The sequence below is a fragment of the Gilliamella sp. App4-10 genome, from assembly GCF_001690495.1.
Classification (GTDB): domain Bacteria; phylum Pseudomonadota; class Gammaproteobacteria; order Enterobacterales; family Orbaceae; genus Gilliamella; species Gilliamella apicola_G.
Map to the genome: position 1 here is coordinate 17714 of NZ_LZGS01000026.1, position 15428 is coordinate 33141.

Annotated in this window: 16 protein-coding genes; 11 read left to right on the forward strand and 5 right to left on the reverse strand. The window is 34.8% G+C overall.

Annotated elements, in window-relative coordinates:
* The first annotated feature begins 105 nt into the window (after positions 1-105).
* The 9 genes from A9G23_RS04040 (at position 106) to cysE (ending at position 8639) form a co-directional block, all read left to right on the forward strand.
* Entirely contained in the window at positions 106-918 is an 813-nt protein-coding gene (locus tag A9G23_RS04040) for a flagellin N-terminal helical domain-containing protein (protein WP_065586400.1), read from the forward strand.
* 176 nt (positions 919-1094) lie between these two features.
* Entirely contained in the window at positions 1095-1811 is a 717-nt protein-coding gene (locus A9G23_RS04045; protein ID WP_065586401.1) for an RNA polymerase sigma factor FliA, read from the forward strand.
* 191 nt (positions 1812-2002) lie between these two features.
* Positions 2003-2323 (forward strand): flagellar transcriptional regulator FlhD, encoded by a 321-nt coding sequence (gene flhD / locus A9G23_RS04050; RefSeq protein WP_065586436.1) that lies wholly within the window; start codon positions 2003-2005, stop codon positions 2321-2323.
* A 14-nt stretch (positions 2324-2337) separates the two neighbouring features.
* Positions 2338-2943: a flagellar transcriptional regulator FlhC gene (flhC, locus tag A9G23_RS04055; protein ID WP_065586402.1), complete on the forward strand. Its 606-nt coding sequence runs from the start codon at positions 2338-2340 to the stop codon at positions 2941-2943.
* Positions 2944-3003: 60 nt separating this feature from the next.
* Entirely contained in the window at positions 3004-3891 is an 888-nt protein-coding gene (motA, locus tag A9G23_RS04060) for a flagellar motor stator protein MotA (RefSeq protein ID WP_065586403.1), read from the forward strand.
* Positions 3891-4784 carry a flagellar motor protein MotB gene (gene motB / locus A9G23_RS04065; RefSeq protein ID WP_065586404.1) on the forward strand — a complete coding sequence of 298 codons (894 nt, stop codon included), beginning with the start codon at positions 3891-3893 and terminating at the stop codon, positions 4782-4784. The genes motA and motB overlap by 1 nt, the downstream gene beginning before the upstream one ends.
* Before the next feature lie 116 nt (positions 4785-4900).
* Complete coding sequence (flgK, locus tag A9G23_RS04070) at positions 4901-6544, forward strand: flagellar hook-associated protein FlgK (protein ID WP_065586405.1); 1644 nt, start codon at positions 4901-4903, stop codon at positions 6542-6544.
* A gap of 14 nt (positions 6545-6558) precedes the next feature.
* Entirely contained in the window at positions 6559-7515 is a 957-nt protein-coding gene (gene flgL / locus A9G23_RS04075; protein ID WP_065586406.1) for a flagellar hook-associated protein FlgL, read from the forward strand.
* Positions 7516-7859: 344 nt separating this feature from the next.
* Positions 7860-8639: a serine O-acetyltransferase gene (gene cysE / locus A9G23_RS04080; RefSeq protein WP_065586437.1), complete on the forward strand. Its 780-nt coding sequence runs from the start codon at positions 7860-7862 to the stop codon at positions 8637-8639.
* A gap of 57 nt (positions 8640-8696) precedes the next feature.
* On the opposite strand, the gene A9G23_RS04085 is transcribed toward cysE, so the two are convergent.
* From A9G23_RS04085 to recN, 5 genes are all read right to left on the reverse strand, one after another.
* Entirely contained in the window at positions 8697-9533 is an 837-nt protein-coding gene (locus A9G23_RS04085) for a mechanosensitive ion channel domain-containing protein (RefSeq protein WP_065586407.1), read from the reverse strand.
* 61 nt (positions 9534-9594) lie between these two features.
* Positions 9595-10188 carry a nucleoid occlusion factor SlmA gene (slmA, locus tag A9G23_RS04090; RefSeq protein ID WP_065586408.1) on the reverse strand — a complete coding sequence of 198 codons (594 nt, stop codon included), beginning with the start codon at positions 10186-10188 and terminating at the stop codon, positions 9595-9597.
* Positions 10185-10643: a dUTP diphosphatase gene (gene dut, locus A9G23_RS04095; RefSeq protein ID WP_065586409.1), complete on the reverse strand. Its 459-nt coding sequence runs from the start codon at positions 10641-10643 to the stop codon at positions 10185-10187. Before dut ends, slmA begins: the two co-directional genes overlap by 4 nt.
* A complete protein-coding gene (coaBC, locus tag A9G23_RS04100; RefSeq protein WP_065586410.1) occupies positions 10627-11853 on the reverse strand; it encodes a bifunctional phosphopantothenoylcysteine decarboxylase/phosphopantothenate--cysteine ligase CoaBC in 1227 nt (408 codons plus the stop codon). Before coaBC ends, dut begins: the two co-directional genes overlap by 17 nt.
* A 52-nt stretch (positions 11854-11905) precedes the next feature.
* Complete coding sequence (recN, locus tag A9G23_RS04105) at positions 11906-13567, reverse strand: DNA repair protein RecN (RefSeq protein ID WP_065586411.1); 1662 nt, start codon at positions 13565-13567, stop codon at positions 11906-11908.
* 230 nt (positions 13568-13797) lie between these two features.
* Between recN and A9G23_RS04110 the strand changes: the two genes are divergently transcribed.
* Together A9G23_RS04110 and A9G23_RS04115 are read left to right on the forward strand one after the other, a co-directional pair.
* Entirely contained in the window at positions 13798-14118 is a 321-nt protein-coding gene (locus A9G23_RS04110; RefSeq protein WP_065586412.1) for a hypothetical protein, read from the forward strand.
* Positions 14119-14768: 650 nt separating this feature from the next.
* On the forward strand, positions 14769-15320 hold the full coding sequence (locus tag A9G23_RS04115) for a YagU family protein (protein ID WP_065586413.1): 552 nt from the start codon (positions 14769-14771) through the stop codon (positions 15318-15320).
* Positions 15321-15428 lie beyond the last annotated feature (108 nt).

Sequence of the window (15428 nt, forward strand, 5' to 3'; positions counted from 1 at the left end):
ATTAAAGTTCCCTATTTTGTTACCGATAAGTTATTTATCAGCAAAAATATTGAATTAAATTTAAATATCTTGTTGATTTTAATATTTATATTATCGGAGATAAAAATGGCACAAGTAATTAATACTAATACTATGTCTTTAATGGCAAGAAACAATCTTAACAATTCTCAAAGCGTTCTTAGCACATCTATCGAGCGCCTTTCATCAGGCATGCGTATTAATAGCGCAAAAGACGACGCAGCAGGCCAAGCTATTGCTAACCGTTTCTCTTCAAACATCAAAGGTTTAACTCAAGCTGCTCGTAATGCAAATGATGGTATTTCACTTGCGCAAACCACTGAAGGTGCACTAAATGAAATCAACAATAACGTACAACGTATTCGTGAATTAACGGTTCAAGCAGCAAATGGCACTAACTCTGAAAGCGATCTCGTATCAATTCAAAACGAAATCGATCAACGTTTAGATGAGATTGATCGTGTTTCTAAACAAACTGATTTCAATGGTTCTAAAGTATTATCTGAAGATAAAACACTTAAAATTCAAGTGGGTGCAAACGACGGCGAAACCATTGAAATCAATTTGAAAAAAATCGATAGCACGGAACTTGGTTTAAATGCATTTAACGTATCTGATACACCAACAGAAGATCCATTAAAAACCATTGATGCCGCGTTATCAAAAATTGATGCATTACGAGGACAACTTGGTGCAGTACAAAACCGTTTCGAATCAACTGTTACTAATATCAACAATACTGTAAATAACTTAAGTTCTGCGCGTAGCCGAATTGAAGATGCGGATTATGCAACAGAAGTATCAAACATGACTCGTGGTCAAATCTTACAACAAGCAGGTACTTCAGTATTAGCACAAGCTAACCAAGTACCACAATCTGTACTTTCTTTATTGCAGTAATTCTATTTACCTATTTTTGTTCATCCTAAATTTGTCACATCCTCATAACGGCATTTATATAATGTCGTTATGACTAATCATTATAATTAGCTATTTTTTATCCCTTTATTCTGCCCATTAAATTCATCAACTATCGTCATAATACTATTAAGCATTTTTTTAACATTGGTGCAAAAATGGATGGCAGTTTATATAACTCACACGGTGTAATAAATCAAATCGATTGGAAACAATATATTCATTTGGTTCGTAATGAAGCTTTGAAATTAGCAGTTCGTTTACCTGCAACGGTTGAACTTGATGATTTGTTACAAGTTGGCTATATCGGTTTATTAGACACAATAAAGCGCTATGACACCTCTCAAGGCAATACTTTTGCGACATTTGCTATACCAAGAATTAAAGGCGCAATGCTTGATGAACTACGTAGTCGTGATTGGCTACCAAGGCAAACTCGTAAAAAAATTAAAGATGTCACAACAGCAATTAATAAACTAGAACAAAAGCTAGGTACAGCGCCTAATGATTATCAAATTGCCCAATATTTAGAATTGCCGATCAGTGAATACCGTAAAATTTTATTAGATTCAAATAGTAGTCAAATATGTTCTTATGATGAAATTCATAAAAAATTGGGAGATAACATTGATGCCATTATTGAATATGAAGAAGATAATAACCCTTTTTCAGCAATCATAGATGAGGAAATTCGCAATACCGTTATTCAACAAATTGAAAACTTACCAGAAAAAGAAAAACTTGTTTTATCACTTTATTACCAAGAGGATCTCAATTTAAAAGAGATTGGTAAAATTATGGATATTAGCGAATCAAGAGTAAGCCAATTACATAGTCAAGCAATAAAAAGAATACAAAGTAAAGTTGTTTTTTAGAAAAAATAAAAAAATAATTTAAATAAAACGAAATTAATCGAAAATAAATTGAAATGATTTTTTTATTGACCTTTTCCTTTTAAAAATGTAATTTTAAGCACAAAAAAAATATTAATGTTTTAATTTTACTTGTTGTTCGTTTTTTTATGCGAATAAAAAATAAATAGAGATTGGTGATTAAATTGGTAAATATACTCGATGACGATATTCTTAAATGCATACATCATTTGAATCTGTCAACACTACTGTTAAGCCAGAAAATGATTGAAAAAGATAAAGTTATGGCAATGTATCGATTAGGTATAGATGAAAAAACGGCTGATATACTTAGTAGTTTAAGTACCTCGCAAATGTTGGTTTTATCAGAAACCAATCAATTGACATTTCAGCTACGATTTGAAAACGCAGAAATGATGGAAAAACTTACAGAAGAATCCCGCGTTAGTGATATAAAGCAAATGCATACAGGTATTTTGTTATCAAGTTTGCTATTAGATTCAATGAATAAGTAGGTAAGGATCCGAATATGTCAGATAAAAGTATTATCCAAAAATATAAGGAAACCGAACTGGCTATCAAATTAATTTCCCTTGGTGGAAGAATTCAAATGCTGGAAAGTGAAACAAATTTAAGCCGAAATAAACTGATAAAACTTTATAAAGAAATTCAAGGTTGTCCACCACCTAAAGGTTTATTGCCGTTTTCAACCTCATGGTTTATGACATGGGAACCCAATATCCATGCTAGTATTTTTTATAATGCTTACGCTTTTTTAGTTAAAAATGGTCAGAATTCAAGCATTCAAACTATATTAAATGCCTATCAGCTTTATTTAGAACAATGCCAAGTTTCACATAAAGACGAGCCTGTTTTAGGGCTAACCAGAGCCTGGATTTTAGTCAAATTTGTTGAAAGAAATGTCATGCAACAATCATGTTGCACCGCATGCCGTGGACTTTTTATTACACACGCTTATCACCCTCAAAACACGTTTACCTGCAGTTTATGTCAACCACCGTCAAGGGCAGATAAAAATAATAAAACACAAAAAGAAAATGACGAAAAATGCCTGAAGGTTTTATCAAAAGCAAATTATTTAAATTCATCAGTTGTAAAACAGATATTCGCTTGAATAAAGATTAGAGATATTAAAGTTATTTAACTGATATTTTTTGGAGAAAAAAGAAAGCCTATGCTAATAATTATAGGATATATCGTTGTGATCGCGTCGGCACTAGTTGGTTATGTGCTAAGTGGTGGCTATTTAGCCGTACTATTTCAACCACTTGAACTGTTGATTATTGGTGGCGCTGCAATTGGCGCTTTTATTGTCAGTAATGAACAAAAAACAATAAAAGCAACACTCAAATCTTTAGGGCAATTATTTAAAACATCTAAATATAATAAAAACCTATATCTAACACAAATTAATTTGATGTATACCATTTTAACGAAGATTCGCCAAAATGGGGGGCTATCTATTGAATCCGATATTGATAATCCACATGAAAGTGAATTATTTAAGCAGTACCCGCTTATATTAGCTAATCCTAGAATCTGCGATTTTATCACTGATTACTTACGACTGATGATTAGTGGCAATATGGATGTATTTGAAATAGAAACACTAATGAGCGAAGAAATTGAAACATTTGTCCACGAGCTTGAAAAACCTGTTGATGCCATCTCAGGTATTGGTGATGGTTTACCGGCATTTGGCATTGTTGCAGCAGTAATGGGGGTAATTAATACACTTGCACAAGCTGATAGGCCTGCAAGTGAACTCGGTGAACTTATTGCCCATGCTATGGTAGGGACTTTTTTAGGGATCTTACTTGCTTATGGTTTTGTTTCACCACTAGCCGCCTTATTGAAACAAAGAAACGCCGATATGGTAAAAATGTTAGAGTGCACAAAAGTCATACTTATTGCCAGTATGCATGATTATGCTCCACAAATTTGTATTGAATTTGGACGAAAAACGCTATTTTCTCATGAAAGACCATCATTCTTTGAATTAGAAAAATATATCCAAGAAGTTAAAGATAAAAATCTCAAAAAAAATGAAAATAACGAATAATGAACGATAAATCTGTAAGAATAATTATTAAGAAAAAATCAGGGCATGGCGGTGGTCATCATGGTGGCTCTTGGAAAATTGCTTATGCCGACTTTATGACGGCAATGATGGCTCTATTTTTAGTCATGTGGTTAATTGCAAAGTCGACTCCTCAAGAATTACAAGGAATCGCAGAATATTTTAGAACACCATTAATACTTGGTCTAAATGGTGGAAACAATATTAGCGATAGTGAAAGCCCAATACCAGGCGGTGGAGATGATGTAAGTAAACAAATTGGTGAAGAAAAAAATCATATTCTAAATCCATTACAGAATGAATTTGAAAAACAACAACTTGAAAAAATACAGATGATTGAAGCTGCGCGCAAGATTTATGAAATTTTCGAAATCGATGAACGCCTTAAAAAATTAGCGCCGAATCTTATTGTTGAATTAACTGAAATGGGGTTACGCATTCAAATTTTGGCTTCAGATGATAAACCCATGTTTAATGTGGGTAGCGCAATGATTGATCCCAATATGAAAGAAATTTTACATGCATTAGCGCCGATCATCAATTCTTTACCGAATAAAATCACTTTATCAGGCCATACGGATGAACGCCAATATACAACGGGCGATCGTGGTTATAGCAACTGGGAATTATCCGCCGATAGAGCCAATTCATCAAGGAGAGAGCTCATTGCTGGCGGATTAGACTCCAGTAAGATTATGCGCATTGTTGCATTAGCTGACACCGTTAGTCTAAATAATCCTAACTATAGTAAAGATGCGAATCGACGTATTAGCATCTTAATTTTGAATAAAACAGCACAACAGTATATTGAAAAAGAAAATAACATGACCGGCATCGATTTTTTAAAACAATCACAACAAATTAAATCAGAATAAATACAATTTAAAAAAACGATTGTAAAAATTATTAAAGTTTTGAAAAGTTAAGCCGATATAAAAGATAACTTATTTTTAATGGATATTATTAACTAAAACTATATTGAGGAGTTTTTATGGCAAATTCATTAATGAATACCGGTATTAGTGGATTAAATGCAGCACAAAATATGCTTAATGTAATTAGCAATAATATCAGTAATGCACATACAACAGGTTATAATCGCCAACAACAAATTTTACGTCAAGCAAATGGTACTCAACATCGTTTCGGATTTGTAGGTAATGGCGTTGCAATATCATCGGTTAATCGTGCTTTTAACAACTTTGTGGTCGGACAACTACGCCAATCACAATCACAAAATGGTTCTATTAAATCCTATTATGGAGAGTTATCCAAAGTCGATAATTTATTAGCAGAAAATGATAATAGTATTTCATCACAACTTAACAATCTTTTTGCCAGTTTAAATAAACTCACATCAAATGCGGGTGATGCATCAACGAAACAAACGGTGATTAGTGATCTGACTTCTTTAACGAGTCAATTTAATAAAACAGAAACAAATTTAAAAAATCAAATCGCCAATATTAATACTGAATTAAGCAATAATGTTGATAAAGTCAACTCCTATACTCAACAAATTGCCGAGCTTAATCAAAAAATCTCACAACTACAGTCAGTTGGGGGTGGAAACGAACCCAATGCATTACTTGACCAACGCGATCAGCTAGTCAATGAATTAAGCGAAATCATTGGTATCACTGTTACTGAACAAAATGGGCAATATAATCTTTCGCTCACTAATGGTTTAAATTTAGTTCAAGGTTCTTCGATTAACTTATTATCGGTACAACCTTCAGCAGACGATCCTTCTTTAAATACCATTATTTATACTCATCATTCAGGTGCCAAGCAAGAACTGACTAGTCAAAACATTACATCTGGCACATTAAATGGTTTATTAACCTTTCGTGAAGGACCACTAACCGAAGCTCGTAATCAATTAGGTTTAATTGCGCTCAATTTAGCTGAACGCTTTAATGAAGTACATATGTCCGGTGTTGATATTAATGGTAATCAGGGTGAAAAGTTATTCGATTACAATCATCCTAGTTGTATCACAAATACGAAAAACCAAGGGAACGCCTCGGCTAAAATCGAGTTTAACGCTGTGACAGAAGTAAAAGCTTCTGATTATAAAATCGAATTTGATGGCAACAATTGGATTGTCACACGATTATCAGATCGTCAGCAAATCACTCCACAAATTGAAGACGGTAAATTGGTTTTTGATGGGCTAGCTATCGAGATAAACGGAAATGCCGTTAGTGGAGACTCTTTTATCATAAAACCTGTTGCCGATATTGCCTCATCATTACAACTGCTAGTGAAAGATGTGAATAAATTAGCAACGGGAATTAATGATGAAGAAAATGGTGCAGGTGATAATCGTAATGTCACTAAATTATTAGAAATCCAACATGAAAAACTCATTAATGGTACCACAACATTAAAAAGCGCTTATACGACCTTAGTCAGCTATATTGGTAGTGAGACCCAAACAGCGAAAATTTCGGCTCAATCAAGTCAAAATATTACCCAACAAATTTATGAACAAAATCAATCAATATCTGGGGTTAATATTGAAGAAGAATATATCTCTATGCAGGTCTATATGCAGTATTATCAAGCTAATGCAAAAGTGATTGATGCCGCAACCACACTATTTGATACCATTTTAGGTTTAACTAAATGATAAAAGGATAAAAAATGCGCCTTAGCACAAACTCACTCTATCAAAAAAACTTGCAAAGTATTTTAAATACCAATAGCAAATGGCAAAAATCGGGGTTACATTTAGCGACTGGCAAAAAGATTTTATCGCCTTCTGATGACCCAATGGGCGCATCACAATCATTAATAATAAAACAAGCGCAAGCACAAAATGAACAATTTCAAGCAACACGCGAAAGTGCCGATAAATTACTAAGTCGCCAAGATACTATCTTAGCGGAAGCCAATACTGTTATCCAATCCATTCAAGAAACATTGGTCTATGCCTCAAACGAAACCTTAAATGAAGAAAACAGACGCGATCTTGCCAACAAATTACAAGGTTTAAAAGATCAACTTTTGTCATTAGCTAATGCAAAAGACACTAATGGCAACTACCTTTTTGCGGGTAAGAAAAACGATACTCCCCCTTTTGTTATGAACGAAGCTGGCGAAGTGAGTTACGTTGGCAGCACAACATCGGTAAATGTTTTGATTGATGACTCGCGCGAAGTATCGCTGAGTTTTACCGGCATTCAAGTATTTATGACAGGTTCAAATGTTAAAGAAACTGATGGTTCACCGGCAGAAAGTAACATATTTGCCAGTATTGATTATGCAATTGAAGCGTTAAAAATAGATCTAGATTATGATAATGAAGATACCGTTGAACAATTTAGAGCTGGATTATCAAAAGCGCGTCACGGCATAGACAATTCATTTAATAATATTTCAACACTGAGAGCAGAAGGTGGCTCGATATTGGCCGAAATTGATAGATTAACCGCACTAGGTAAAACATTAGATATTGAATTTCAAACACAAATCAGCCAACTTGAAGATGTTGATTGGTACGAAGCCATTTCAGAATATGTGATGTTACAAGCTAATTTACAAGCAGCACAATATACCTTTATGACGATGCAAAATATGTCACTGTTTCAAATGAAATAGCACGAAATTATTGTTACATAACAATATTAATGCTGTTACCTTAATTAATCCTATTTATTCAACAATATTCATCCAATAAAAAAGAGGCTTATTGCCTCTTATATTATGAACAAACCACAATATAATTTTGGGTTTATTTTTTATTTAGTAAACAAATCAGCTTCTTAAGTTGCACGCCATAGACAAACTAAAAACAACCTAAAACACGATAATAAAAATAGCTTTATCGCTATTCAAATAGTTGATTTTAAATCAATACAATACTTGCTTCCAAGGTAAGTTTGCGAAACAATGTTAGCAATTTTAGTTAATATGTATAGGAACTTGTTGTGAACGATGCAAAAATAGTTGTTAACCCCCAGATATTATGGCAAACCATTCGACAAGAAGCCTCAGCATTAGTTGAAAGTGAACCGATGCTAGCCAGTTATTTCCATGCAACTTTGCTTAATCATGAAAACCTAGATAGTGCCTTAAGCTATATTTTGGCTAACAAGCTTGTTTCTCAGGTTATGCCAGCTATTGAAATTCGAGAAATTGCTCGGCAGGCTTATCAAGCTGACGAAACTATTATTCAATCAGCAATAAGCGATATTATGGCTGTCTATATTCGCGATCCAGCGACTAATTATTACTCAACGCCACTGCTTTATTATAAAGGCTTTTTATCGTTACAAGCTTATCGCATTGCTCATTGGCTTTGGCAGCAAAATCGTAAATCATTGGCCATTTTTTTACAAAGCCAGATTGCAATAGTGTTTGGCGTTGATATTCACCCCGCGGCAAAAATTGGCTGTGGAGTCATGTTTGATCACGCAACGGGGATTGTGATTGGTGAAACGGTTGTGATCGAAAACGATGTTTCTATCTTGCAATCAGTCACCTTAGGTGGCACAGGAAAACAAAATGGTGATCGTCATCCTAAAATACGCGAAGGAGTGATGATCGGTGCGCATTCAACGATTTTAGGTAATATTGAAATAGGTAAAGGGGCTAAAATTGGTGCAGGTTCCGTCGTGTTAGATCCTGTGCCACCGCATACAACTGTTGTGGGTGTACCTGCAAAAGTGGTGGGTTGCCCTGATTGTGAAAAACCTGCTTTAAATATGGATCAAGATATTTAATCGCTATTAAAGAATAAACAAACTCCGTCACTGGGCATCGACGGAGTTTTTAATAAATTACGACTTAGTGTTAACATTTACATCCATGGTTGGATAAGGAATATTGATATGATTTTCAGTTAATCCATTTTTGATATTTTCAAGTAGCTCCCCTTTTACGGTGCCATAATTTTCATTTAATGTCCAAACTAATACATTAAAATTCATTGAAGAAGCATCTAAGACATCTAATCGAATAGTCGTTTCTTTAGATGTTAATATATTACTAGTTTTACCAACCGCTTGTTTTAGCACTTGATAAACATTTTGAATATCTGAATTATAACCCACATTAATCACTAAATCTAAACGCCTTTCAGGTAAACGAGTATAGTTAATAATATTGGCGCTCACGACCTGACTATTCGGGATCACGACTAATTCATTAGTTGGTGTAACAATAGAGGTTGAAAAAATTTGTATAGAATCAATAATACCTTGCAGACTATTAATGACGACTGTTTCACCCACTTTAAATGGGCGAAAAATAATTAAAATAACTCCAGCTGCAAAATTAGACAGCGAGCCTTGTAATGCCAAACCAATAGCTAATCCCGCTGCACCAATAACAGCAACAATGGAAGCTGTTTGCACCCCTAATTGACCCAAAACAGCAACCAATGTCATAACAATGATGATATAGTACGACAGCGCACTAACAAATTTAACAACAGTCGGATCAACGTGACGGTTAAATAATATGCGCTTTAATTGGTTGCTAAGCAAACTTGCGACGGTTCTACCAATAGCAAAAATAATAATGGCAAAGAAGAAATGAGCAATATAGCTAAATACAACCCCATCATATTTTTTGATAAATGAAAGGGCATAATTTAAAAAATCTTCAACATTCATATTATTATCCTCAGTAATAGGTAAAAGAAATTTTTGTCAAAGGGAATTTGTACAAAATTAATTAAACTAACTGCTTGGCTAATAAAGTCCAACGTGTATCAAAATTAGTTGTTGGTAGATATTTAAATCCTGAACGAGAATAACGTGCCATCATACCTTCACAAAAAGCTAATAACTGACTGGATAAAATGCGTTCATCAGTGATGAAAGCGACACCTTCACGAATTTTTCGTTCACGTAAAACTTGTTTGATTTGGGTTTCAATACGTTCAAATAGTTGGCTAATACGTTCTTGTAACTGTTCTTGTTCAAACATTAACGCATGACCCGTCATAATTCTAGTTAATCCGGGATTTTTTTCAGAAAAGCCCAATATTAACGCTAAAATCAGTTGCAAGCGAGTAAAAGTATTAGGCTCATCTTGTATAATCACATTAATGCGAGACAATAAGATATCTTCAATATAGACAATTAAGCTTTCAAACATTTTTGTTTTGCTTGAAAAGTGTCGATATAGCGCTGCTTCAGAAACACCGACTGTTGCAGCTAATTTAGCTGTCGTAATTCTTTGCGTGCCTTCATTGGATTCAAGCATCTTTGCCAATGCTTGTAAGATATCTTCTTTACGATTTTTATTTTTGCTGCTCACAATCATTTTTTACCCGAATGTCCAAATCCACCCTCACCGCGTGCTGACTCAATAAACTCATCAACGATGTTAAATTCTGCTTGTACAACCGGAACAATGATTAATTGAGCAATGCGATCGCCTGCCTCAATAACAAAAGGTGTTTGACTACGATTCCAAACGGGAACAAATAGTTGACCTTGATAATCAGAATCGATTAAACCAACCAAATTACCAAGCACGATACCATTTTTTGAGCCAAGGCCTGAACGCGGTAATACTAAAGCGGCCAGATTAGGATCGGCAATATGCATTGATAACCCCGTCGGCGTTAAGATAGTTTCACCAGGTTTGATTTCAGTGGTTTTATCAAACATCGCGCGTAAATCAATACCAGCGGATCCTTCTGTTGCATAAGTAGGTAGTGGAAATTCATGACCTAAACGTTGGTCTAATACTTTTATATCAATTTTTCTCTTCATCGTGACTCGCTTTATATCGTGTTATAACTGCTTGAAGTAACTGTGTTGCTAATTGTTGTTTACTACTTAATGGCAATGTTTGCTCACCGTTTTGCCAATATAGCGTTAATGCATTTTTGTCGGAATTAAAGCCGATGGTTTTGTCTGAAACATCATTAGCGCAAATTAAATCTAGGTTTTTTGTGGTTAATTTTTTTAGTGCATAAGCTTTGACATCGTGAGTTTCAGCAGCAAATCCTACTACAAAAGGACGATGCGTTTTTAATGCTGCGACACTTGCTACAATATCGGGGTTTTTCACTAATTCAATAATAAGTTCATTGTTATCGCTAGTTTTTTTGATTTTTTGCGTCGCAATTGTTTTAGCATGATAGTCAGCAACCGCCGCACACGAAATAAAAATAGTTGATTTTTGCGCGTGATTTAATGCTTCATCGTACATCTGTTTAGCGCTTTTAACGTCAATTCGGTTGACATCATTTGGCGTATCTAAATGGACAGGCCCACTAATTAATGTGACTGTAGCACCCATTTGAGCGGCTGCATTTGCTATTGCAAAGCCCATTTTTCCTGAACTGTAATTACTAATGTAACGAACCGGATCGATTTCTTCGATTGTTGGGCCTGCTGTAATGGTAATAGATATATCTGAAAGTGCAGAAGTGGCTTTAAAATAGTGTGCAATTTGTTCAACAATAGCATGTGGCTCAAGCATACGCCCAGGTCCAATATCTCCACAGGCTTGGAACCCGTTATCTGGTCCTAAAATTAAAGTATTTCTTGAGGCTAATACTGATAAATTATGTTGCGTTGCTGCAGCTTTATACATTTGTTGATTCATTGCAGGCGCAATGGCAATCGGTGCAGATGTGGCTAAGCAAATCGTTGATAACAGGTCATCAGCAATACCGTTGGCCATTTTGGCTATAATATTGGCGGTTGCCGGTGCAATTAAGACTAAATCTGCCCATTTGGCAAGTTCAATATGACTCATAGAAAGCTCGGCAGATGGATCGAAGAGATCACAAGATACCTGATTGCCAGAAACGGCTTGTAGCGTCATTTTAGCCACAAAATGACTAGCAGAATTTGTCAGCACGACATGCACTTGTGCGCCTGCTTTTTTTAAATGGCGAACCAGATCAGGGCATTTATAAGCAGCAATGCCACCAGTAATGCCTAACAAAATACGTTTACCCGATAGACTCATGATCAAGCTTCCTTCACACCTAAGATGAAAGCGCTATATTACCACAATTCAGTTAGATAATAAGTAGCTCTTTCGCATTAGCTAATGTTGCCTCTGTAATTTTATCGCCACCTAATAATCTGGCTAACTCATTTAACCGTCCATTTTTATCTAATTTTTGCATGTCGGTTGAAGTTTGTTTGCTATTTGTTTGTTTATTAACAAAGTAATGTTGATTTGCTTGCCCTGCCACTTGTGGTAAATGGGTAACGGTAATCACTTGGGTTGATTGCCCAAGTTGCCTTAATAGTTGCCCTACTTTTGCGGCAGTTGGACCACTGATACCGACATCAATTTCATCAAAGATTAAAGCTGGCGTATCCATTTTTTGCGCCGTTAAAACTTGAATGGCTAAGGCGATACGTGATAATTCACCGCCAGATGCTACTTTAGCGAGCGGTTGTGGGCTTTGACCGGCATTGGTACTGACTAAAAAAGTGACTTGATCGGCGCCATCTTCATTTAATCGATTCCCGTCAAAAGCGATATCGATACTAAATTGCCCATTAGGCATGGATAATTCATGCATAATGGTCGTTACTTTTTTAGCTAATGTTTTGCTTATCGTTAACCTTTTTTGATGTAATTTAGCGGCAATGTCAACGGCGATTTGATGGTATTTGCTAATATCGGTTTTAAGTTGTTCATTTTGTTCATCTTGCTGATTTAGCTGTTTAAATTCAGCCAACAAGGTTTGATGCAAATCAGGTAATGCTTCGGGGGCAACATGATGTTTACGCGCTAAAGCAATTTGTTTAGATAATCGCTGTTCAAGTTGCATGATGCGTGCCGGATCGAGCTCTAAACGTTCATTATAATGCCGAAGTTCATCGCTTGCTTCTTTAATCTCAATGGAAGCCTCTTCAAGCATGTTATAAACATTATTTAAAGTGGGATCGAGCTCTGCCAGCTCTTGAACACTATTTTTAACATTTCTGAGTAAATTACTGACGTTATATTCATCGGCTTCATCTAACAACAACACAGATTGTTGGCTCAGATGGATCAATTGTTCACTGTTGGATAATCGTTTGTATTCTTCATCAATTTGCTGATATTCACCAGAAATTGGTGAAAATTCGTTTAACTCTTTTAACTGATATTGCAAAAGCTGCATATGCGCCTCACGCTCTTGTCGTGAGGTTTGGTATTGCTGGTAGGCTCGTGTTGCTTCTTTCCACTGTTTATAGGCTTGCTGCATTTGGGCAAGCAAGGTGGATTCATTCATATAATGATTTAGTAACAGCTGTTGATAATCACTGCGTAACAGCCGTTGATGTTCATGTTGCCCATGAATTTGAATCAACATTTGCCCCAAATCTTTTAATTGCGAAATAGGTACCGCACGACCATTAATAAATGCTTTAGAACGCCCATCTTGATTAATCACTCGGCGTAAAATGCATTCATTGCCCTCATCAAGCTGATTTTCGCTCAACCACGCAAATGCAGCCGGCGTATCATCCAGCACAAAACAAGCCGAAATATCAACACGATCAGCACCATGCCGAATAGATGAGGCATCAGAACGATTACCCAAGCATAATCCCAATGCATCAATAGCAATAGATTTCCCCGCGCCCGTTTCACCCGTAATAGCAGTCATACCCGAAGTAAAATCGACAAGAAGCTGATCCACAATAGCAAAATTATTAATAGTTAGTTGAGTTATCATAATAAATTAATACATAAGGCTAGTTATAATATTGGCAGTATAACAGCAAAAACACTGTAAATAAATACAGGTGATTGTTTTTATTTCTTGAGATGTTTTGGGAGGGAAGCTTGTGTTCAAGTATAGGGAGATTGAGCATCAATTACGGTAAGCAGAGTGTAAAGGGATAATTGATTCTAAGTTAGATTGACTGATTATTCTTCGATAAAAGTTAAATAAAGAGAAATAAAATGGGATTACCAAAAGAATTTAGGACTGAACAAATATTAGCATTGGGAAATGAATTAAAAAATTTTGAAGTTGAGTTATTAGAAAATTTAACTAATGAAGACTTTAGAATATTAGGTATGTATATACAAACTGACAATTTTATTGATTTAAACATTAGGCGTTGTTTTAATATATTAAAAGAAAAAGGGATTTTAATTACAAGTCAAAAAAAATTACATATTATTCCTAATTTAGTTAATAAAATTATATCTTGTCTTTCAGAATTAAACCTAAGCCATGAACAAAAAAAGAAGCAGAAGAGAAACTTGAAGAAATCATAGAAATATTTTTGCTCATTTTGCGGCAAAAAGAATTCCTAATCAAGATGCAATTTTTTATGCTATATATGATATTGCTGATATAAGAGGATTAGTTAAACACGTATTATCGTATGAGAATTGGTTAGCTCAATTTACTTCAATGATTATTAAAATATAAGACTCTACTTATAGGGCCAATTCTACTTTGCTCCCTCCATCACCTTAACTGTGTACTCTCTAAACTCTTGATAATATTCTAAACTGCCAACTTAATACCAACCCTATCACATTGTAAGATCAAACGAAAAATAATGTAGCATATGTCACTCTAAGCAGTTATTAATCAAATCATTCTACCCGTTCACTTTTTAAGTTATATTTTTTGTAAAAAATATCCAGAATTCTATACCGTTTTAATAATAAATCATCATACACAATGATCTAGTTAAGTTAGTTTTACATGATTACCGTGCTCAATTATTTATCAACAAAACAAATTGCTCTAAAAATTACTTTTTCCTCAAAGCAATACAAAACGTTTTATAAATAAATTATCCTCCATTATTCCAATCACTTTTACAATCAACCAATCCTATTTATTCTTCTTTTATCTCAAACTACTGTGCAGTATAATCCAAACACCTATTTATTATAACTATGGAAAACCGAGTATGTTTGGAAATAAAACAAATCGCCAAGTAATTATTTGGACTACTATCATTGGTGGTTTTATGAGTGCTTTAGTTAAGTGGGGGTCTGAAGTTAATATGCCCCCTCGTGTTCCAGGGGAAATTTCGCCGCCTGCAGCCCACATTGATGCTTGGCTTGGTTGGTTAGATATTGATTCTCATTCGCTTGATTATATTTATCAAATAAATACTGTCTCTGGTGCAGTGACACTTTATCATTGGCTATTTAGTTTTGCCTTTGCTTTTGTATATGTTTATGTTGCCTATTTTTGGAATAATATTCGATTATGGTATGGGGCATTTTTTGGCATTCTTGTTACTGTCGCTATGCATGGTTTTTTAATTCCATTACTAGGTTTTCGTCACCCTATTTATGATGTGGAAGGCACTGTTGGTTGGTTATGGAATTTAAATGGTTATGAGCTATGGAGTGAATTTTTAGGTCATATCTATTGGGGCGTATCGATTGAAATTTGTATGATTGCTGTACTTGCTCATTTTTCAAGACCAATTCATGGCAAGTGGCGTCAATAGCTGGCTTAGCTTTTATTAATTAATTTTGAATCCTACTATTTAACCATAGTGGGATTTTTTATTTTATTAGATATAGTTAAAAACTATAACAACTAATAAAAAACTATA